The sequence below is a fragment of the Micromonospora sp. NPDC000668 genome (genome assembly GCF_042897975.1).
Classification (GTDB): Bacteria; Actinomycetota; Actinomycetes; order Mycobacteriales; family Micromonosporaceae; genus Micromonospora.
Map to the genome: position 1 here is coordinate 1,955,723 of NZ_JBIAYP010000001.1, position 19,112 is coordinate 1,974,834.

Consider the following 19,112-nt stretch of genomic DNA (forward strand, 5'->3'; position numbering starts at 1 on the left):
TGGTGGGGTGTCGTCCCCCACCCCGTTGCCTCCGGTCCCGTACCACGCGAGTGCGCTGCGCCCGTCGTGGCCGTCGTTGCCGGCGGCGCTGCGGGACGCGATCGCCGACCGGCTCGGCGCGCCGGTGGTCACCGCCCGGGTCGCCGGCGCGGGCTTCACCCGGGGCTTCGCCGCCGTGCTCGGCACCGCCGACGGGGGCCGGGTCTTCGTCAAGGCCGCACCCGCCGCCGAGCAACCGCACCTGGTCGACTGGTACGCCCGGGAGGCCGCGATCCTCGACCGGCTGCCGGCCGGTCTGCCGGCGCCCCGCCCCCGGTGGACGCTGTCCGAGGCCGGCTGGTTCGTGCTGTGCACCGACGCCGTCGACGGCCACACGCCGCAGCTGCCCTGGGTGCCGGCCGAGCTGGACGCCACGCTCGCCGGGTACGCCGAGGTCGCCGCCGCGCTGGCCGACCCGCCGGTCGAGCTGACCGCACTCGGCCTGCCGCACCTGGCCGACCTGGCCCGGTCGGACATCCTCTGGTGGGAGGAGGTCGCGGCCGGTCGGGAGCCGTCGCCGGTGCTGCCGCCGCCCCTGCGGGACCGGCTGCCCGAGCTGGTGGCGCTGGAGTCCCGCCTCCCCCGGTACGCCGCCGGTGTGACCGGCCTGATCCACGGCGACCTGCGGGTGGACAACGTGCTCATCGGTGCGGACGGCCGGGCCTGGTTCTGCGACTGGACCTGGGTCTGCCACGGGCCGGCCTGGTTCGATCTGGCCGGCCTGCTGATCACCGCGTACGCCGGCGGCCTGGACGCGGACCGGCTCTTCGCCGCGCACCCGGTGACCGCGGGCGCACCCCCGGACGCGCTGGACGCCACCCTGGCCGCATTGGCCGGCTACTACCTCACCGGCGCCGCGGCAGCGCCGGTGACGGCCTCGCCGCATCTGCCCGCGCACCAGCGGTGGAGTGGCGAGCAGGCACTCGACTGGCTCGCCCACCGCCAGGGCTGGCGGTGACCGGCCGGGGCGTAAACTTGTCCTCGATGGGCCGGGTGATCGACGCGTTCGGCCGCGCGGTGGCCGGCCGTTTTGGCTCGTCCCGGGCGACCTGGTAACCTGGCTCTTCGCGCAGCGATGACGCATGTTCGTCATCCCGCGCATAAGCTGACCAACCCGAGCTATCAAGACGAGGCTGTCGCGTGGCGAACATCAAGTCCCAGATCAAGCGCAACCGGCAGAACGAGAAGGCCCGGCTGCGCAACAAGTCGGTCAAGTCGTCGCTGAAGACCGCCGTCCGGAAGTTCAACGAGGCTGCTGAGGCCGGTGACGTCGAGAAGGCCACCGCGCTGATGCAGGACGCCTCGCGCAAGCTGGACAAGGCCGTCAGCAAGGGCGTGATCCACTCCAACCAGGCCGCGAACCGCAAGTCCGCGATCGCCAAGCGCGTGGTGGCTCTCTCCGCCTGACGACTCACCGTCAGACCTATTCGGAAAGCCCCGGACTCCGGTCCGGGGCTTCCGTGTGTCCAGCCTCGGTCGCTGGCGTCGGTCGGTCCGCCCGGTCCGGGCGAACAGGCCGCGCCGGATCGGCGTCGATCACCACGCCGGTGACGCTGTGCGAGATCCACTCCACCCGGGCCCGGCCGACAACCGGCTCCATCTGGCGGCGGAAGCGATCCCGTTCCTGCTCGGGCACGAGCGCGGCGGAGCGGACCACGATCGCGGCCACCATGTCGTTGAGTTTGACCATCACCGCCACCACGGCCGGCAGCACCAGCACGGACCACCAGGTGACCAGCTCGGCGAGGGCGAGCAGTGCGGCCAGCGCGATGGTGCCCTCGAAGAAGAGAAAGCAGAGCACCCCGCCGGGGTTGACGAACCGCAGGTTGAGGAGCCGGGCGTAGAGCGGCCGGTAACGCTCCTCATCGGCGGGGATGGTGGCCCACGCCGTACGGTTCGGCCCGGTCACCGGCCGCTGCCCTGCCGGGCTGCCGCGACCGAAAAGACGGCACGCTCCAGGGCGTACGCCCGATCGTCCGAGCCGCCCTTGACGGCCGCGTTGCACTCGGCGGCGACCTGCATGGCCCGGACCAGGCCCTCAGGCGTCCAGCCGCGCCCCTGTCGCTGCGCCCGCTCGATCTTCCAGGCCGGCATGCCGAGACTGCTGGCGAGCTGGTACGGGTTGCCCCGCCCGGCCGACGCCACCCGGGCCACCGTGCGCACCCCGTCGGCCAGGGCGTCGGCGATGGGCACCGGGTCGACCCCGACGTGCAGGGCCCAGCGCAGCGCCTCCAGAGCCGCCGGCACGTCGCCGACCATGGTGGCGTCCGCCACCGTGAAGCCGGTCACCTCGACCCGACCCCGGTAGTAGCGGGAGACCGTGTCGGCGCTGATCCGCCCGTCGGTGTCGGCGATCAGTTGGGAGCAGGCGGCGGCCAGCTCGCGCAGGTCGTTGCCGACCGCCGCGATCAGCGCCTCGGCGGCGTCGTCGGTGCATTTGCCACCGGCCCGGCGAATCTCGTCGCGGACGAAGGCCACCCGCTCGCGGTGCCCCTTGAGCTTCGCCGCCGGGACCACCGTCGCGCCCGCCGCCCGCAGCCCGTCGGCGAATGCCTTGCCCTTGGCAGCGCCCAGATGCAGCACCAGCAGCTGAACCTCCGGGTCGGGGTTCTTCGCGTACGCGAGCAGCGCGGTGACCAGGTCCTTGCGGGCATCCTGGCCGGAGCGCAGGATGAGCAGCCGCCGCCCGCCGAACAGCGACGGGCTGAGCATCTCGGCGATCTCGCCGACGGTGAGCGCGCTCGCCTGATACTCGCGGACGTCCACCTCGGGGTCGACGCTGCGGACCCTCGCGATCGCTTCGGTCACGGCGCGCGTGGCGAGCAGTTCCTCATCGCCGAGGACGAGCAGAATGGGGGCGAGGCTGGCGGGGGTCACGCCGCCCATATTCGCACGGCCCACGGTGGGATCGTGCCTGGTCATTCGCCGCTCACACGGCGCAGCCCGCACTCAGTGCAAATCCCGACATTTATCCCATTTCATTATCTAATGCATAAGACGGCAGACGTGAACGGCAACAGCACCAGCGAGCGCTGATGTCGAGGCCATGTCGTGCGTAGCGTCCGATGCACTGAAGTGCTTCGATTACCCGGGTGAGAAACGCATCCCGGCTCTCGATCGCGGCGGCCATCGCAGTCGGCATGGCGGGCTACTTCGTTCCGACGCCGTGGTCTGTCGTCGCGGTCGCGCTCGACCTCCTCCTGCTGTCGACGGCTGTACTCCTCACCAGGGTCGGACGCCGTGCGAACGTCGTCGAACCCGGACGCAGCGCGAACATCGTCGAAGCGAGAAGGTTGGAGGACGTCCCTCCGATCGGCCAGCGCCCCGGCCATGTTGGCGAGCACGACCAGGGGACGAGCGAGACCCGGCCGGGCGACGGAGATATCCGGGTGGGGAGCGCTCCGTGGCGCGGCACCACCGCACCGCCGCCCCCACCTCCGCTGGACGACCTGCCTGAGCCATGGTTCCCACCAACCACCGACGCGCCGCCGTCGTATCCGCACCAGACCGGGCCGGCACCATGGGGGAGACCGTCAGAACGGCCGGCCGCACGGCCGGGCGAGGCAGGCCCCCGATTCCGTGCGTCGCAGCACGCGACTCCCACTCGGCGACCAGCCGGGTCCGGCGACCGGAGGCGCCCGCGTCGAACCTTTCCACGCGGGCCACGATGGCGGCTCACTCGCCGACACCTGACGAGATGCTGAGGGGCATCACGACGATCGTGGAGACCACCCGCAGGGGCCAGCAGTCCCAGATCTGGTGGTTCCTGGCCGGGGTCGCCGCGTCGATCCCCGCAGGCATCCTGGTCAACCTCCTCACCGGCTGACCGGCGCCCGGCCGTCAGGGGCGCTGACCCGCCGGTACGCCCCGGCGGACCACGGCCAGGCCATCGCCCGCCCGGATCGCCGCCAGGTCCCCGTCGGTGTCGGTCCGCAACACCCGGGCACCGTCCCTGCTCAGCCGGGCGAGCAGCCCCGGATTCGGGTGCCCGTAGGTGTTGCCGGTGCCCACCGGCACCAGGGCGACGGCCGGCCGGACGGCGTCGAGAAACCCCGGATCCTGGTACGCCGAGCCGTGGTGGGCCACCTTCAACACCTCAGCCCGCAACTGCCCCGGCCCTGCCCGCGCCAGGATCGCGTGCTGCTCCTCGGTCTCGGCGTCGCCGGGCAGCAGGATCCGTACTCCGGCCACCGAGGCGCGCAGCATCAGCGAATTGTTGTTCGGGTCGGACCTCGTTCCGGCCAGCGGGTAGGGCGGGCCGAGCACGAGCAGGTCGACTCCGCCGACCGGATGGCGAGCACCGGCGACGGTGGTCAGCACCGCGGCCCGCCCGGCGGTCGCCGCCGCACGTACCAACTCCCGGCCGCTCTCCGGATCCGTCGACTGTGGCGTCAGCACGGCGGCCACCCGGCGCCCCCGGAAGACCCCGGCCACCCCGCCCACGTGGTCGGCGTGGAAGTGGCTGACCACCAGCAGCGGCACCTCCCGGACGCCGAGCCGGCGCAGGCAGCCGTCCACCGCCGACGGCTCCGGACCGGCGTCCACCACCACCGCCCGGCCCGGGGCGACCGGCAGCACCAGGGCGTCGCCCTGACCGACCGCGCAGGCCACCACCACCCAGCCGGACGGCGGCCACCCGGAGGCCACCAGTCGGACCGGGAGGGCGCCCAGCAGCGCGGCCACGCCGACCACCGCCACCAGCCGGCGCACCAGCGGCCGGCGCACCGCGATCAGCAGCGCCACGGTCAGCCCGGCCAGCAGCAGGGCACCCCACACCCCGCCCGGCCACGGCAGGGTGCCGGCCGGCAGCCGGGCACCCTGCTTGGCGATGACCACCAGCCACCAGGCCGGCCAGCTCGCCAGCCAGGCGGCAAACTCGGCGCCGGCCGGCCAGAGCGGCGACACGGTGGCCGCCAGCACGCCCAGCACGGTCGCCGGCGCGATGGCAGGCACCGCCAGCAGGTTGGCCGGCACCGCCACCAGGCTGACCGTGCCGGAGATGCCGGCGACGACCGGCCCGCAGGCCAGTTGCGCGGCCGCCGGCACGGCCAGCGCCTCGGCCAGCCCGGCCGGGACGCCCCGTCGACGCAGCCCGTCCCGCCAGCGGGGTGCGAGCAGCAGCAGGCCACCGGTCGCCAGCACGGAGAGCGCGAACCCGGCGTCGCCGGCCAACTCCGGGTCGGCCAGCACCAGCACGGTGACGGCGGCGGCCAACGCGGGCAGCGCGGCCCGGGGCCGGCCGGCGGCCAGCGCGGCGAGCCCGATCGCGCCCATCGTGGCGGCCCGCACGACACTCGGCGACGGGCGCACCAGGATGACGAAACCCACCAGCGCCACCCCGCAGAGCACGGCGGCGAGCCACGGGCCGGCCCGCGCCCACCGGGCCAGCAGCAGCACCGCGCCCACGACGATCGCCACGTTGGAACCGGAGACGGCGTTCAAATGCGTCATGCCGGTGGCCTGGAAGTCCTCCTCGACGCTGGGTGGCAGCCGACTGGTGTCGCCCACCACCAGCCCGGGCAGCAGACCACCCGGCTCGTCGGGGAGCGGTGCGCAGGCCCGTTGCAGGCCGGCGCGCAGCGTCCCGGCGGCGCGCTGGGCCCAGGACGGCGCACCGTGCCGCACGGGCGGGCCGGTGGTGCTGAGCACCGCCGCGGTGAGGTCACCTCCGCGCGGGACGCCGAGCCGACCCTCGGCGGTGAGGCGCTGCCCGGGCAGCAACCCCCGCCAGGCCGGGTCGGTGGCCAGAATCAACAACCGCACCGATGCTTCGACCCGTCGGCCGTCCGGGCCGGTGAGTCGCACCAGCTCCGTCGGCACGAGCAGCATGCCCGGCCGCGCGGCGGACCGGATCGGACGCGGATCGTCCCGGACGACCAGGTCAGCGGTGACCGGGGCGTGCTGCTCGGCCAGGACGCGGATCGGCTGCGCGTCCCGGACGACGAGCCGGGCGGCGGTGGCCGTCGCACCGCAGACCACGCCGAGGCCGACCGCCACAGCGATCCAGCCGTACCGGCGGGCGGTGGCACGGGGGTGGCCGAGGCGGCCGAGCAGGTGCAGGGCACTCAACGCCGTCAGGCCGGCGGCTGTGCCGCCCAGCACCAGGACCGGCCGGGCGCCGAGGTGCAGGCCGGCGAGTGCGCTGAGCCAGGTGGCCACGGCGAGCCCGGCCAGCCGCAGGTCCGGCGGCGAGGGCTGAGCTTGGTCGGCGCTCAAGCCGCCCGGCGGCGGGTCATCGGCGACGGGCTGGCCCCTCACACCGTCACCAGATCCTTGAGCTGCTCGTAGCGGGCGTCGCCGATCCCGTCAACCTGGCGCAGGTCGCCGACGGACTTGAACCCGCCGTGCTGATCCCGGTGCGTGAGGATCCGCTGGGCGAGCACTGGCCCGACCCCGGGCAACGCGTCGAGCTGCGCCAGCGTGGCGGTGTTGAGGTTCAGCGGCCCGGCGGCGGGTGCCGCCCCACCCACCGCCGGGCCGGCCGCATCGCCCGGCACCGGCGGTGGCGTCACCCCCACCACGATCAGCTCCCCGTCGGTGACCTTGCGGGCGGGATTGAGCGACGCCACGTCGACACCGGGCAGCGCGCCGCCGGCCGCCTGCACCGCGTCGGCGAGTCGGGATCCGGCCGGCAACCGCACCAGCCCGGGTCGACGGACCTTGCCGGCGACCGCCACCACCAGCTCGCCCGAGCCGGACGCGCTGGGATCACCCGCCGAGGTGGCCGGAGCGGCCTCGCTGGCCAGCGGGGCGACCGGCTCCTGCTGCGGCCGGGACCGCCAGGCCCAACCGGCGGCACCGAGCACGACCACCGCGGCCACGACCGCCAGCGCCCGCACGCCGCGCCGCCCCGGGTCGAACGCCCCGGGACCGGGCAGCCGCGAACCCGGCCCGGCCGCAAGGCCGTCCGGCCCCGGCGGCCCGCCCGCGTCCGACTCCACCAGCGGCACCCCGGCCCGGGGCGGCAACACGCCGACCAGAGGTACGCCCGCGAGCGGCGTCTCAGCCCGGGGCGGCAACGCGCCAACCGGCGGGGCTGTCAGCCGGCGCAGACGCTGCCGTACCTCTGTCTCCTCGTCGTGCGACACGGCGCGACGCTATGGCGACGGACGGCGCGGCGGTGCGGCCTGGCCTCGCCCTGTGGACAAGTAAGGCCAGTGTGGACAACGCCCTGATCATGCATCAACGTGCTACAGGTACGGCCGCGTGATGATCTCGATAGCGTGCCCCGCCGGGTCCATGAAGTAGAAGCCGCGCCCGCCGTGCTCGGTGTTGGTCTCCCCCGGCCGTTTCATCTGCGGGTCGGCCCAGTACGTGATGCCTCGCTCCTCGACAAACGCCAGGCACCGCGGGAACAGGTCGTCGTCGACAAGGAACGCGTAATGCTGCATCTGGATGTCCACCGGCGGCTCGGCGAACTGGAGCAGCACGCCCTCGTCCAGCAGGACGTTGACGAACGGCCCCCAAGAGGGTGCCTCGGGCAGCTCGAACAACTCCCGGTAGAACGCGGCCGACGCGTGCTTGTCCTTGCTGGCGATGATGGTGTGGTTGAACGTGACTGTCATGCGTACCGTCTTCCCGGTCGATCCGAAGACCCGACCGGAAGCCCACAGCGTTCACCCAGCCACACCGATGACAAAGCCCCGAGGGCACCGACGCCCCGGATCCCGCACGAGATAGACGCGTACGTCGCGTCTATCTCGGCGTGGTGGCTGAAGTAGCCAGAACCTCCGGGGGGTAGGCCCATCTGGGGCGCGCAGGGAGGCTAACACAGCAACGCGGCATGATCAGTCACTGCTTCTGCAGCATGATTGAGGCCACCTCCGCCATCAGCGCCAACGCCCAATCAAGCTGCGGGCAGTGGTTGCGGCCCCGGCACTCCATGCACCCACCTACCCGCCAGGGCCGGTCGAGTGCCCGAGTCCAATGAGCATCGAGCACCCGTTTCGCCACGAACAACTCGGTCGCTGCGGAGACCGGTTCGTCGATCGGCATGGCCGGCACCTTCCGCGAGATCCGAAGTAGCCCACCCTGAGGGGCAGAGTCCGTGCGTCGTGCTCCCCCAGGGCGGGCGGCAGGACCGGACACCTCAGGAGTGCTGAAGTCCAGGAGCGTTCGGTCACTGTCTCACTGTATCCACTGTCTCAGTGTAGTCAAGTTCTCACTGTTCTCACCGTGATGGGTTGTCGTCTTGTCTTGATCAGGTTCGGGCTGGAAACATGATCTCCGCTGAAGTCCAGGAGAGCCGATCATGCCAACCAGACCACCGCATTACCGCCGCGTCGCTGATGACATCGAGCAGAAGATCCGCTCAGGCGAATACCTGCCTGGCCAACAACTGCCGTCGGTCTCCGAAATCGGCGAGATCTACAACGTTGCGCGCTCAACGGCCTATCGAGCCGTCAAAGAGCTGCACGAGCGGAACCTGGTTTACGGCCAGCAGGGGCAGGGCGTCTTCGTAGCCGACGACTAGTGCACGTGGCTGACTGACTCGGACGGTGAGACGGTATCTTCGAGCTGACTCGGCATTACAAGTTGCGCGGTTACAGCGGTGTAGCCAACGAAGCGTTCCAGCTCCGCGGCTACGGGTCAGCGGGCCTCCGGGTCGAGGCCGAGCACGGCCCGTCCCCCGTCCACCGGCAAAGTCACCCCGTTGATGAAGCTCGCCGCTGGCGACAGCAGGTACGCGACCGCCTCCGCCACTTCGTCGACCCGCCCGATCCGGCCCACCGGGTGCAGCCGGGTCAGTTCGGCGTCGATCCACTCGGCCTGGGTGGGCTCCTGGGTGGCCAGAAAGTCGGCATGGCGCTCGGTGGCGATCGAGCCGAGCGCGACCGCGTTGGCGCGGATGCCGTGCCGCCCGTACTCGACGGCCAGCGCTCGGGTGAGCCCCTCCACGGCGGCCTTCGCCGTCGAGTACGGCAGGGCACCCGACACCGGCCGATGGGCCTGGTGCGACGAGATGTTCACGATGGACCCGCCCGCGCCGGCGGCCAGGAACCGGCGGACCGCCACCGCGGCGCCCACCACGGCCGGGCGCAGGTTCTGCCCGATCAGGTCCAGCACCGCGTCGGCCGACGCCGAGTGCAGCGAGGCGTCCCGGAACACCGCCGCGTTGTTCACCCAGCCGGTCAGCGGTGCGGCCCGCTCAGCCTGGTCGGCGGCCTGCTCGGCCACCCGCTCGTCGCTGGCGTCGCCGACAACGGCGACCAGCCGGTCGGCGGCCGGGTGCCCGGCCAGCCAGTCCAGCGCGTCGGCGTCGCGCTCCATGACGACGACGGTGCCACCGGTCGTCACCAGCCGTTCCACCACGGCCCGGCCGACACCACGGCCACCACCGGTCACCACGCACGATGTGGGCACCGGCTCAGCCTGCCGGCCGTCGGTGGACGACCACGCAGGCCAGCCCCGGGCCGGCGTGCGCGGCGACCACCGCGCCCGCCTCGGAGACGTACGTGTCGTGCAGCCGGTCGCCCAGCCGCTCGGTCAGCGCGGCGAGCAGCGCCTCGGCGCGCTGCGGCGCGGCCAAATGGTGCACCCCGAGGTCCACCTCGTCGTCCCCGGCCGCCTCGACGGCCAGGTCGACCAGCCGGGCCACTCCCCGGCTGGCGGTCCGCACCTTTTCCCGCAGCACGATCGCGCCGTCCGGCATGTGCATGATCGGCTTGACCGACAGGGCGGTGCCGAACAGCGCCTCGGCCGCGTTGATCCGGCCGCCCCGGCGGAGGAATTCCAGCGTGTCGACGTAGAACCAGACGGTGGTCCGGGCGACGGCGGCGAGCGCAGCGTCGCGTACCCCGGCCAGGTCGGCGCCGGCCTCGGCGGCCTTGGCGGCCGCGATGGCCGGGAACCCGAGGCCCATGCCGGTCGAGCGGCTGTCCACCACGGCGACGCGGCCGTCCAGGTCGGCGGCGGCCAGCCGGGCCGCCTCGACCGTGCCGGAGAGAGTGGCGGAGAGGTGCACCGAGACGACTCCGTCGGCGCCGGCGTCGAGCAGCCGGCGGTACGTCTGCGCGAACTGTTCGGGTGCCGGTCGGGATGTGGTGGCCGTGACCCGCCGTCCGCTCAGCGCCAGGGTGGCGTCGGCGGGCTGGGTCTCCACCCCCTCCAGCCCTTCCGCGCCGTTGAGCACGACGGTCAACGGGACGACGGTCAGCCGGTGCGCCTGCACCAGGTCGGGCGGGAGGTAGGCGGTGGAGTCGATGACGACCGCGACGGGCATGCCCGGCACGCTAGCCGATCGAGGCCCTGAACGCCGAAGCGCGAGCGCACCGCGGGCGGTGGGGACGGCGGTCGGATCACGCCGGCGGGGGGACGGGACGGCGGCTCAGACCGCGTCGACGACGGCCGGTGCGGTGACCAGGCCGACGTTGTGCGCCCGCAGCTGCCAGCCGCGGACGTCGTCGTGCCGCAGCTCGGTCCAGTGGCAGTTGGCCAGTGAACCGATGGTGCGCAGCACGCTGGGATCCCAGCCGAGCAGGTGACCGATGCCCTGCCGGGAGCCGCCACCGTGGGTGGCGATCACCACGGTGCCGCCCGGTGCCGCGTCGGCCGCCTCCCGCAGCGCGGCGGCGACCCGTTCGCCGAGGTCGCGCAGGGGTTCCAGGTCAGCGCCCGGGGCCGGGTCACCGGCCCGCCAGCGGGCGTACTCGGCCGGGAAGCGCTCGGCGACCTCGGTGAGGTGCAGGCCCTGCCACTGGCCGAAGTGCCGCTCGCGCAGCCGGGCGTCGGTGCGGACCGGCAGCCCGGTCAGCGCGGCCAGCGCGGCGGCGGTCTCCGCGGCGCGGCTCAGGTCGCTGGACACGATGGCATCGGGTCGCAGCGACGCGAGCAGCGGGGCGGCGGCGCGGGCCTGGTCGCGGCCCAGCTCGTTCAGGGGTACGTCGGTCTGCCCCTGAACTCGGTTGGCAGCGTTCCAGTCGGTGTTGCCGTGCCGCCAGACGATCAGTCGGGTCATTCGGCTGCGGCGGACCCGCCGGCGTCGGCCTCGACCAGGTCGCGGTCGACGAACGGGATGGTGGGGCAGTCCTTCCAGAGCCGGTCGAGCCCGTAGAACTCGCGCTCCTCGGTGTGCTGGACGTGCACCACGATGTCGACGTAGTCGAGCAGCACCCAGCGGCCACCACGCTCGCCCTCGCGCCGGATCGGCTTGGCCTTCTCCGGCAGCTCCAGCAGGCGCTCCTCGATGGCGTCGACGATGGCCAGCACCTGACGCTCGTTGGGGGCGGCGGCGAGCAGGAACGCGTCGGTGATGGCGAGCTGGTCGCCGACGTCGATGATCGCGATGTCCTGCGCCTTCTTGTCGGCGGCGGCCTGGGCGGCAGCGATTGCCAGCTCGTGAGCGCGTTCGGAAACTGTCACCGTTCTCCTTCGATCAACCGTGCGATCCACCAAGCGTCTCATACCCGGCGACGCCCCGACTTGTCAGTTCTGGTCGATTAGGCGCATGAAACGGCCCATATCGGGCGTGATTAGCGCTGATAGAGGCTGCGCTTGCCGATGTACTGCACCACACCGTCGGGCACCAGGTACCAGACCGGCTCGCCCCGGGCCACTCGCGCGCGGCAGTCGGTCGACGAGATGGCCATCGCCGGCACCTGGACCAGGCTGACAGTGTCCGCCGGCAGGTGCTTGTCGGTGAGCCGGAAGCCGGGCCGGGTCACCCCGATGAAGTGGGCCAGCTCGAAGATCTCGTCCAGATCCTTCCAGGACAGGATGCGTTGCAGCGCGTCCGCGCCGGTGATGAAGAACAGCTGCACCTTGGGGCCGTACTCGGCCTGAAGGTCGCGCAGCGTGTCGACGGTGTAGGTCGGCCCATTCCGGTCGATGTCGACCCGGCTGACCTGGAAGCGGGGGTTGGAGGCGGTGGCGATGACCGTCATCAGGTACCGGTCCTCGGCGGGGCTGACCGGCTCGTCGGACTTCTGCCACGGCTGCCCGGTGGGGACGAAGACCACCTCGTCCAGGCCGAACCGGTCCGCCACCTCGCTGGCCGCGACGAGGTGCCCGTGGTGGATCGGGTCGAAGGTGCCACCCATGATCCCAATCCGCCGGATATCTTCCTCCACCCCGTGATCGTAGGCCGGGCGTCGGGGCGGGCCGTTGCGGCCCGGTTCAGGGGTCGCGCGCCGGGCACTCGTGCGCATATACTCGTCGACAAGTAATCGGGTACGAGGAATGGGAGAAACGTCGTGCCGAAGCGGCGCAAGGTCGGCAACCTGCTGGCGCTGGCCGTGCTGTCCGCCCTGGTCCAGCGGCCGATGCACCCGTACGAGATCGCCACCGCACTGCGCGCCTGGGGCAAGGACCAGGACATGGAGTTCAAGTGGGGATCCTTCTACACGGTGATCCGCAACATGGACAAACACGACATGATCGAGGAGGTGGAGAGCCTCCGCGAAGGCCGGCGCCCGGAACGCACCGTCTACCGGATCACCGACGCGGGGCGGGCGGAGCTGGTCGACTGGGCCCGCGAGCTGGTCTCCACCCCGATGCCCGAGCATCCCCGCTTCCGCGCCGGCCTGTCCGTGCTCGCCGCACTGCATCCCGACGAGGCCACCGACCTGCTGCGGCAGCGGCTCGACCTGCTGGACGACGCGATCCGCCAGGACCGCGAAGCGCTCGACGCGCACCTGCGGGAGATCCCGCGACTGTTCCTGGTCGAGACGGAGTACGACCTGGCCATGCGCGCCGCCGAGGCGGCCTGGCTACGGGCACTGCTCGCCGAGCTGACCTCGGGCAGCTACCCGGGGCTGGACATCTGGCGGGCCTACCACGAGACCGGCGAGGTGCCAGCCGAGCTGACCGAGCTGGCGGAGAGGACCAGCACCCCCGACCCCAGCACCCGACGCCCCGAGACCTCCAACTGAAAGACGGCCCCGGCGGGGTGCGCCAACACCCCGCCGGAGCCCTTACCTCGAACCGACACCTGGAAAGGCACCCGGCCCGAAGCGGCAAACACGAGGATAACCGGGTTCCCTCCCAGGTCGGTTCGCCCGCGCACGGACCGACGACACCCAGGGAGAGAACATGACCACGGTACGAACCGCGATCGTCATCGGCGGCGGCATCGCCGGCCCGGTGACGGCACTCGCACTGCGCCGCGCCGGCATCACCGCCACCGTCCACGAGGCGTACCCCGCCACCGCCAGCGGAGTTGGCGGCATCGGCGGCACGCTCGCGCTCGCGCCCAACGGCGTGGCGGCCCTGCAAACGGTCGGCGCGGACCAGGCGGTGACGGCGATCGCCACCCCGATCGAGCGCAGCATCATGGCGGTCGGCCGCCGCCGCATCGACCTGCCCATCCTGGCCGGAGTGCCGCCGCTGCGCGTGGTGCACCGGGCCGAACTGCACCGGGTGCTGCACGACCGGGCGGTCGCCGAGGGCGTCGCTTTCGCGTACGGCAAGCGGCTGGTCGGCGCCGAGCAGACGGACAGTGGCGTGACCGCCCGCTTCGAGGACGGCAGCACCGCCACCGCCGACATTCTGGTCGGCGCCGACGGCATCCGGTCGACGATCCGTGGTCTCATCGACCCGGCCGCGCCCGGCCCCCGGTTCACCGGGCTGCTCGGCTTCGAGGCGGTGGCCCGGCACGAGGTGGACGTCGAGCCGGGCACGATGACCTTCGCGTTCGGGCGACGCGGCTACTACCTCTACTGGCCGGAGCCCGGCGGCGGCACCCGGTGGGGGGCCAACCTGCCGCAGCAGCGGCCGATGAGCCTGGTCGAGGCCCGCGCGGTGCCGTCGGCGGAATGGCTGGCCACGCTGCGCACCACCTACGGCGACGACGATCCGGGCCGGGAGCTGGTGGCGACCAGCAACGCCGACGAGCTCCAGGTGGTCGGTTCGCTGCAGATCATGCCGCCCGTGCCGCACTGGCACCGGGGGCGGATGGTGCTGGTCGGCGACGCGGCGCACGCGCCGTCGAACAGCTCCGGGCAGGGCGCGTCGCTGGCCATCGAGAGCGCGGTGCAGCTCGCCCGCTGCCTGCGCGACCTGCCGGACGTGGCGTCGGCGTTCGCCGCGTTCGAGCGGCTCCGCCGCTCGCGGGTCGAGAAGGTCGCCGCCCGCGCGGCGCGGATCAACCACGCCAAGGCGCCGGGGCCGGTCGCCCGGACGCTGATGCCGCTGCTGATGCCCCTGCTGACGCGCACCGCCATGGACCCGGAGAAGACGGTCGCCCACGAGCAGCGCTACGTCATCGACTGGGACGCGCCGGTCACGGCAGAGCCCGCGCTGCGCTGAGCCGGGGGCGGGGTGGCCGGTGGGCCACCCCGCCCCGACCGCTCTGTCAGGCCGCCGCGGCGGCCATCGCGGTCCGGGCGACCAGCGCACGGCGCAGGTCGTCGTCGGCGTCGGTGACCACCCGGCGCAGGCCCGGGGTCAGGTCGTCGCGGGCCAGCAGCGCGGCGGCCGCCTCCCGGGTCGGCTGCGCCACGGCGTAGCGGGGGAACGCCAGGGAAGCCACCCGGTCGGCCGTCCACGCGGTACGCCGTCGCGCGGCCGACGGCATGTCCGCGAAGTACCGCTCGACGTACGCGGCGGTCAGCTCGGCCTGTTCGGGTTGCCAGAACCCCTCGGCCGTCGCCTCCAACAGCCGGTTGGACAGCTCGGTGTCCCGCACGATGATCTCCCATGCCGCCTGCTTGGCGGCCGGGTCGGGCAGGGCGGCCCGGCAGCGGGCGGCTCGCTCCGCGCCGGTGGCGCTGGGGTCGGCGGCCGCCTCAGCGACGATCTCCGCCTCGCCGGCGGCGCCCAGCACCACCAGCCGGCGCAGCACCGCCCAGCGCAGCTCGGCGTCGACCTTCAGCCCCGCCGGCACGTCCCGGCCGGCGAGCCAGCCGGTGAGCAGGTCCGCGTCGGTGGTCGCGGCGATCCAGGCCCGCGCCGCGGCGAGCTGCAGCGACTCCCCCGCCGACGCGCCGTCGAGCAACTGCCGACACGCCCCGGCGACCCGGGCCAGCGCCGCGGACCGGGTCAGCGGGTCGAGGTAGCGATCGACCAGCGACCGGCTGAGGGTGAGCACGTCCTCCGCGATGATCACCTCGGTCTCGGCGGGCAGCGCGGCGACCATCAGGTCGACCAGGCCGCTGACCGGCCGCTCCCCGTCGGTCGCCGCGTCCAGCGCCTCGCCCCAGAGCACCGCCCGCGCCAACGGGTCGGCGAGCCCCGGCAGCACCAGCGGCACGGCGTCCGCCGACGCCGGATCGAGGCGGACCTTGGCGAAGGTGAGGTCGCCGTCGTTGGGCAGCAGGAGCCGGGCCGCCGGCTGGCCGGTCAGCTCGCCGAGCACCGTCCGGCCGCCGTCGGCGGCCGGGTCGAGGTCCACCTCGTCGCGCCGCACGGCGCCGTCCGCCGAGTAGCGGCCCACGCCGATCCGGTGCGGGCGAAGCACCGGGTACGACTCGGGCGCGGTCTGCACCACGGCCACCTCGGTGTAGCGGCCCTCGGCGTCAACGGCGACCTCGGCGCGCAGCGTGTTGACCTGCGGCCGGCGCAACCACACATCGGCCCAGCCGGAGAGGTCCCGGCCACTCGCCGTGGTGAGACTGGCCAGCAGGTCGGCGAGGGTCGCGTTGCCGAAGCGGTGCGCGGAGAAGTGGGCGTTCAGCCCGGCGAGGAACGCCTCGTCACCGAGCCACGCGACCAGCTGCCGCAGCACGCTGGCCCCCTTGGCGTACGAGATGCCGTCGAAGTTGAGCAGGCCCTCGTCGGCGTCGGCCACCTCCTCCGGAGCGACCGGGTGGGTGGAGGGGCGCTGGTCGGCGGCGTACCCCCAGGCCTTGCGGCGCATGGCGAAGGTGGTCCACGCCTGATCGAAACGGGTCGCCTCGGCGGTGACCCGGGTGCCCAGGTACTCCGCGAAGGACTCGTTCAGCCACAGGTCGTCCCACCAACGCATGGTGACCAGGTCGCCGAACCACATGTGCGCCATCTCGTGCGCGATGGTGGTGGCCCGCAGCTCGCGCTGGGTGTCGGTGACCGCCGAGCGGAACACGTAGTCGTCGCGGAAGGTGACGATGCCGGGGTTTTCCATGGCGCCGGCGTTGAACTCGGGCACGAACGCCTGGTCGTACTTGCCGAACGGGTAGCGCTCGGTGAAGAGCTGGTGAAACCGGTCCAGGCACTGCCGGGTGATGGTGAAGATCTCGTCGGCGTCGGCGTCCAGGTGCTCGGCGAGCGACCGGCGGCAGTAGATGCCCAGTGGCACGCCGTCGTGCTCGGCCCGCCGCACGTGGTACGGCCCGGCGATCAGCGAGAAGAAGTAGGTGGCCAGCGGCGCGGTCGGGGCGAACTCCCAACGACCGGGCACGGGATTGGCGGCCACCTCGGCGTTGCTGGCCACCGTCCACTCTGGCGGGGCGGTGACCGCGAGGGTGAACGACGCCTTGAGGTCGGGCTGGTCGAAGGCGGCGAAGATGCGCTGCACGTTGTCGAGGAAGGTCACCGCGTAGAGGTAGGTCTCACCGTCGGCCGGGTCGACGAAGCGGTGCATCCCCTCCCCCGTGTTGGAGTACGCCATCTCCGCCTCGACGACCAGGGTGTTCTCCGCGGCAAGGTCGCTCAGCGGCAGCCGGTTGTCGGTCAACGCTGCGGGGTCGACGGCGCGGTCGTTGAGGCGTACCGCCAGCAGTGTGGCGGGTTTGATCTCGGCGAAGGTCGCGGTGCCGGGGGTCGCCCGGAACCGGATCTCGACGCGGGAGCGGAACAGCTCCCCACCACCGGTCAGGTCGAGGTCCACCTGATAAGACTCGACAGTAATCGCCGCGCCACGCGCGGTCGCCTCTACACGGGTCAGGCTCGGCATCCGCTTATCCTGCCCGATGGGGATCCGCACGCGGTCACCACACGACCCTCGGCACTGGAGGAAAGAACCATGGCGCAGCACCCCAAGGGCGACTTCGACCTCTCTCGGGCGGTCTGGCAGCGGGCCGACGGGGACACCTCCGACAGCGCCGTCGAGGTCGCCTTCGTCGATGACCTGATCGGGATGCGCAACTCCGCCGAGCCGGAGGGGGCGGTGCTGGTCTTCACCCAGGCCGAGTGGGACGCGTTCGTCGCCGGCGCGCAGGACGGCGAGTTCGACCTGGACTGACACTCGTCGCCGGCGCGGTGCCCCACCCAGGGCACAACGCCGTCAGCCATCGCCGGGACCGTCGCCGTCGCCCCAGCCGAGTCCGCCGGGACCCGGGGCGTGATGGAAGCCGGGGTGGTCGGCCACGTCGACGCACCGCTCCCCGTCCGGGCCGACCGCCCCGCAGAACAGCCGTTCGGCGCGTTGCCAGGCGTCGGCCGGTGACAGGGCCGCCGCGCCGAGCGCCAGCTCCGGGCGGAGCAGGCTCAGCGCCTCGGCGTACGCCACGGCCAGCTCGCGGGCGTCGGCCGCGCCCGGCGCGGTGAAGCCCAGGTGCACCGTGAAGAACCGGTGCGGCCGGGTGGGTCTTCCGGGCGGACGGATCAGCCCTCCGCCGTCTCGACCCCTGCCGATGCCGAGCGCCCCGACCACCCGCCGCTGCCGCCAGTACGGTGATCTGTTGTCCCGCATCCACCCTCCCCGTGATCCGTGGTCGCCGCCCGGCCACGCCACCGGGCAGCCCGCCCGGCCCGGCTCTGTGGCCGGCCACCTACCGCAAAGCCAACCAGGTTTCCGCGCCGGTGGGAGGGGCCAGCAGACGCCGATCCGGTGGCCCCGGTGAGCGGACGGCCGGCCCAGCGGCGATCCGGGCGGCGGGATTCAGGAGCGCTGACCCGGGTAGACGCAGCCGACCGAGGAGACCGGCCAGCGGCGACGGCCGCCACCCGCAGGTGAGGAGACCCGATGGCGACCATGCCGGCCGACCGCAGCCCGGACAGCACGCTCGCGTTCCTCCGCGCCGGCTACCGGTTCATCGGCGATCGTTGCGACCGGTACGGCAGCGACGTCTTCCAGACCCGGATCCTGCTGACCCCGACCATCTGCCTGCGCGGCAGGCCGGCGGCGGAGCTGTTCTACGACACCGAGCGCTTCCAGCGGCGCACCGCGATGCCGCTGCGGGTGCAGCGGACCCTCACCGGTCGGGGCGGGGTGCAGGGGCTGGACGGCTCGGAGCACCGGGACCGCAAGGCGATGCTCATGTCGATCATGACGCCGACCGCCATCCGGCAGTTGGGCCAGCTCTTCGACGACGAGTGGCAGGCCCGGATCCCCGCCTGGGAGGGTGCCGCGCCGGTGGCGCTCTACGACGAGCTGGGCAGGCTGCTCACCCGGGTGGTCTGCGCCTGGGCCGGGGTGCCGCTGGCCGCGTCGCAGGTCGACCGCCGTACCGTCGAGCTGCACGCCATGATCGAAGCCCCGGCGGTGGTCGGCCCCCGGCACTGGCGGGGGCGGCTCGCCCGTCGCCGCGCCGAACGCTGGCTCGCCGACGTCATCGAGCGGACCCGGGTCGGTAGCGTCCCCGCGCCGGCCGGCAGCGCGCTGCAGGTGATCGCCGAGCACCGGGACGCCCGGGGCAGGCTCCTCCCCCGGCGGATCGCCGCCGTCGAACTGCTGAACGTGCTGCGGCCGACGGTCGCCGTGGACCGGTTCATCGTCTTCGCCGCGCTCGCCCTGCACGACCATCCGGCCTGGCGGCAGCGGGTCCGCGAGGACGACGAGGCCACCGAGCAGTTCGTCCAGGAGGTACGCCGCTACTACCCGTTCTTCCCGGCCGCCGCGGCCCGGGTCCGGCGCTCCTTCGACTGGGAGGGTCACCACTTTCCGCAGGGCCGACGCGTACTGCTCGACCTGTACGGCACCAACCACCACCCGGCGCTCTGGCCACAGCCCGAGCTGTTCCGCCCGGAGCGGTTCGCCGGCCGCCGCGTGGACCCGTTCGCGTTGATCCCACAGGGCGGCGGCGACCACAGGACTGGGCACCGCTGCGCCGGTGAGTGGATCACCATCGACCTGATGAAGCGGGCGGTCACCAACCTGACCAGCACCATGCGCTACGACGTCCCCCCGCAGAACCTGGCCCTGGATCTGCACAGGATGCCCGTCCTGCCCCCCACCGGCCTCACCCTCACCAACATCCGCCGCACCGCCTGACCCGGAC

General features: G+C 73.0%; 21 protein-coding genes. 8 read left to right on the forward strand and 13 right to left on the reverse strand.

Translation table 11 applies throughout. The features are described from left to right. Window positions 1-7 precede the first annotated feature (7 nt). Window positions 8-997 carry a phosphotransferase gene (locus tag ACFY29_RS09105; RefSeq protein ID WP_386984494.1) on the forward strand — a complete coding sequence of 330 codons (990 nt, stop codon included), beginning with the start codon at window positions 8-10 and terminating at the stop codon, window positions 995-997. 182 nt (window positions 998-1,179) lie between these two features. Continuing rightward, window positions 1,180-1,446 carry a 30S ribosomal protein S20 gene (rpsT, locus tag ACFY29_RS09110; protein ID WP_109818418.1) on the forward strand — a complete coding sequence of 89 codons (267 nt, stop codon included), beginning with the start codon at window positions 1,180-1,182 and terminating at the stop codon, window positions 1,444-1,446. A 16-nt stretch (window positions 1,447-1,462) separates the two neighbouring features. Here rpsT and ACFY29_RS09115 read toward each other — a convergent pair whose 3' ends face one another. Then, on the reverse strand, window positions 1,463-1,948 hold the full coding sequence (locus tag ACFY29_RS09115; RefSeq protein ID WP_386984496.1) for a hypothetical protein: 486 nt from the start codon (window positions 1,946-1,948) through the stop codon (window positions 1,463-1,465). Then, window positions 1,945-2,925: a DNA polymerase III subunit delta gene (gene holA / locus ACFY29_RS09120; protein WP_386984701.1), complete on the reverse strand. Its 981-nt coding sequence runs from the start codon at window positions 2,923-2,925 to the stop codon at window positions 1,945-1,947. Before holA ends, ACFY29_RS09115 begins: the two co-directional genes overlap by 4 nt. 811 nt (window positions 2,926-3,736) lie before the next feature. On the opposite strand from holA, the gene ACFY29_RS09125 reads away from it, so the two are divergent. Continuing rightward, on the forward strand, window positions 3,737-3,865 hold the full coding sequence (locus tag ACFY29_RS09125; protein ID WP_328419377.1) for a hypothetical protein: 129 nt from the start codon (window positions 3,737-3,739) through the stop codon (window positions 3,863-3,865). Window positions 3,866-3,879: 14 nt separating this feature from the next. Here ACFY29_RS09125 and ACFY29_RS09130 read toward each other — a convergent pair whose 3' ends face one another. The 4 genes from ACFY29_RS09130 to ACFY29_RS09145 all read right to left on the reverse strand — a co-directional run bounded on the left by ACFY29_RS09130 (window position 3,880) and on the right by ACFY29_RS09145 (window position 8,034). Beyond that, window positions 3,880-6,297, reverse strand: a complete 2,418-nt coding sequence (locus ACFY29_RS09130; RefSeq protein WP_386984498.1) for a ComEC/Rec2 family competence protein — start codon at window positions 6,295-6,297, stop codon at window positions 3,880-3,882. Continuing rightward, window positions 6,294-7,127: a helix-hairpin-helix domain-containing protein gene (locus tag ACFY29_RS09135; protein WP_386984500.1), complete on the reverse strand. Its 834-nt coding sequence runs from the start codon at window positions 7,125-7,127 to the stop codon at window positions 6,294-6,296. Before ACFY29_RS09135 ends, ACFY29_RS09130 begins: the two co-directional genes overlap by 4 nt. Before the next feature lie 102 nt (window positions 7,128-7,229). Continuing rightward, the gene (locus ACFY29_RS09140) at window positions 7,230-7,604 is read right to left on the reverse strand and encodes a VOC family protein (protein WP_386984501.1); all 375 of its coding nucleotides are present in this window, start codon (window positions 7,602-7,604) and stop codon (window positions 7,230-7,232) included. A 226-nt stretch (window positions 7,605-7,830) separates the two neighbouring features. Next, window positions 7,831-8,034 carry a hypothetical protein gene (locus tag ACFY29_RS09145; RefSeq protein ID WP_386984503.1) on the reverse strand — a complete coding sequence of 68 codons (204 nt, stop codon included), beginning with the start codon at window positions 8,032-8,034 and terminating at the stop codon, window positions 7,831-7,833. Between the two features lie 256 nt (window positions 8,035-8,290). On the opposite strand from ACFY29_RS09145, the gene ACFY29_RS09150 reads away from it, so the two are divergent. Further along, window positions 8,291-8,512 carry a GntR family transcriptional regulator gene (locus tag ACFY29_RS09150; RefSeq protein WP_386984505.1) on the forward strand — a complete coding sequence of 74 codons (222 nt, stop codon included), beginning with the start codon at window positions 8,291-8,293 and terminating at the stop codon, window positions 8,510-8,512. A 116-nt stretch (window positions 8,513-8,628) separates the two neighbouring features. On the opposite strand, the gene ACFY29_RS09155 is transcribed toward ACFY29_RS09150, so the two are convergent. The 5 genes from ACFY29_RS09155 to nadD all read right to left on the reverse strand — a co-directional run bounded on the left by ACFY29_RS09155 (window position 8,629) and on the right by nadD (window position 12,107). Beyond that, window positions 8,629-9,402, reverse strand: coding sequence for an SDR family NAD(P)-dependent oxidoreductase (locus ACFY29_RS09155; RefSeq protein ID WP_386984507.1), 774 nt, complete (start codon window positions 9,400-9,402; stop codon window positions 8,629-8,631). Window positions 9,403-9,406: 4 nt separating this feature from the next. Further along, complete coding sequence (locus tag ACFY29_RS09160) at window positions 9,407-10,261, reverse strand: DegV family protein (protein ID WP_328419390.1); 855 nt, start codon at window positions 10,259-10,261, stop codon at window positions 9,407-9,409. Between the two features lie 105 nt (window positions 10,262-10,366). Continuing rightward, entirely contained in the window at window positions 10,367-10,996 is a 630-nt protein-coding gene (locus tag ACFY29_RS09165; protein WP_386984509.1) for a histidine phosphatase family protein, read from the reverse strand. Then, complete coding sequence (gene rsfS / locus ACFY29_RS09170) at window positions 10,993-11,400, reverse strand: ribosome silencing factor (RefSeq protein WP_328419394.1); 408 nt, start codon at window positions 11,398-11,400, stop codon at window positions 10,993-10,995. Before rsfS ends, ACFY29_RS09165 begins: the two co-directional genes overlap by 4 nt. 110 nt (window positions 11,401-11,510) lie before the next feature. Next, window positions 11,511-12,107, reverse strand: a complete 597-nt coding sequence (gene nadD / locus ACFY29_RS09175; RefSeq protein WP_328419396.1) for a nicotinate-nucleotide adenylyltransferase — start codon at window positions 12,105-12,107, stop codon at window positions 11,511-11,513. 123 nt (window positions 12,108-12,230) lie between these two features. On the opposite strand from nadD, the gene ACFY29_RS09180 reads away from it, so the two are divergent. Both ACFY29_RS09180 and ACFY29_RS09185 read left to right on the forward strand, forming a co-directional pair. After that, window positions 12,231-12,908, forward strand: a complete 678-nt coding sequence (locus ACFY29_RS09180) for a PadR family transcriptional regulator (protein WP_386984512.1) — start codon at window positions 12,231-12,233, stop codon at window positions 12,906-12,908. Between the two features lie 160 nt (window positions 12,909-13,068). After that, window positions 13,069-14,283: an FAD-dependent monooxygenase gene (locus ACFY29_RS09185; protein ID WP_386984514.1), complete on the forward strand. Its 1,215-nt coding sequence runs from the start codon at window positions 13,069-13,071 to the stop codon at window positions 14,281-14,283. Between the two features lie 46 nt (window positions 14,284-14,329). On the opposite strand, the gene pepN is transcribed toward ACFY29_RS09185, so the two are convergent. Next, a complete protein-coding gene (gene pepN, locus ACFY29_RS09190; protein ID WP_386984516.1) occupies window positions 14,330-16,846 on the reverse strand; it encodes an aminopeptidase N in 2,517 nt (838 codons plus the stop codon). A gap of 69 nt (window positions 16,847-16,915) precedes the next feature. Between pepN and ACFY29_RS09195 the strand changes: the two genes are divergently transcribed. Then, entirely contained in the window at window positions 16,916-17,134 is a 219-nt protein-coding gene (locus tag ACFY29_RS09195) for a DUF397 domain-containing protein (RefSeq protein WP_121653657.1), read from the forward strand. Between the two features lie 42 nt (window positions 17,135-17,176). Here the strand turns inward: ACFY29_RS09195 and ACFY29_RS09200 are convergent, their stop codons facing one another. Beyond that, the gene (locus tag ACFY29_RS09200) at window positions 17,177-17,584 is read right to left on the reverse strand and encodes a hypothetical protein (protein ID WP_328419407.1); all 408 of its coding nucleotides are present in this window, start codon (window positions 17,582-17,584) and stop codon (window positions 17,177-17,179) included. Window positions 17,585-17,857: 273 nt separating this feature from the next. Between ACFY29_RS09200 and ACFY29_RS09205 the strand changes: the two genes are divergently transcribed. Continuing rightward, the gene (locus ACFY29_RS09205; RefSeq protein ID WP_386984518.1) at window positions 17,858-19,105 is read left to right on the forward strand and encodes a cytochrome P450; all 1,248 of its coding nucleotides are present in this window, start codon (window positions 17,858-17,860) and stop codon (window positions 19,103-19,105) included. Window positions 19,106-19,112 lie beyond the last annotated feature (7 nt).

Bases quoted from the DNA above. Each gene is read 5' to 3' on its own strand.
- holA (WP_386984701.1), bottom strand. From the start codon at position 2,925: ATGGGCGGCGTGACCCCCGCCAGCCTCGCCCCCATTCTGCTCGTCCTC.
- ACFY29_RS09125 (WP_328419377.1), top strand. From the start codon at position 3,737: ATGCTGAGGGGCATCACGACGATCGTGGAGACCACCCGCAGGGGCCAG.
- ACFY29_RS09140 (WP_386984501.1), bottom strand. From the start codon at position 7,604: ATGACAGTCACGTTCAACCACACCATCATCGCCAGCAAGGACAAGCAC.
- ACFY29_RS09145 (WP_386984503.1), bottom strand. From the start codon at position 8,034: ATGCCGATCGACGAACCGGTCTCCGCAGCGACCGAGTTGTTCGTGGCG.
- ACFY29_RS09150 (WP_386984505.1), top strand. From the start codon at position 8,291: ATGCCAACCAGACCACCGCATTACCGCCGCGTCGCTGATGACATCGAG.
- ACFY29_RS09160 (WP_328419390.1), bottom strand. From the start codon at position 10,261: ATGCCCGTCGCGGTCGTCATCGACTCCACCGCCTACCTCCCGCCCGAC.
- ACFY29_RS09165 (WP_386984509.1), bottom strand. From the start codon at position 10,996: ATGACCCGACTGATCGTCTGGCGGCACGGCAACACCGACTGGAACGCT.
- ACFY29_RS09185 (WP_386984514.1), top strand. From the start codon at position 13,069: ATGACCACGGTACGAACCGCGATCGTCATCGGCGGCGGCATCGCCGGC.
- pepN (WP_386984516.1), bottom strand. From the start codon at position 16,846: ATGCCGAGCCTGACCCGTGTAGAGGCGACCGCGCGTGGCGCGGCGATT.
- ACFY29_RS09195 (WP_121653657.1), top strand. From the start codon at position 16,916: ATGGCGCAGCACCCCAAGGGCGACTTCGACCTCTCTCGGGCGGTCTGG.
- ACFY29_RS09200 (WP_328419407.1), bottom strand. From the start codon at position 17,584: ATGCGGGACAACAGATCACCGTACTGGCGGCAGCGGCGGGTGGTCGGG.
- ACFY29_RS09205 (WP_386984518.1), top strand. From the start codon at position 17,858: ATGGCGACCATGCCGGCCGACCGCAGCCCGGACAGCACGCTCGCGTTC.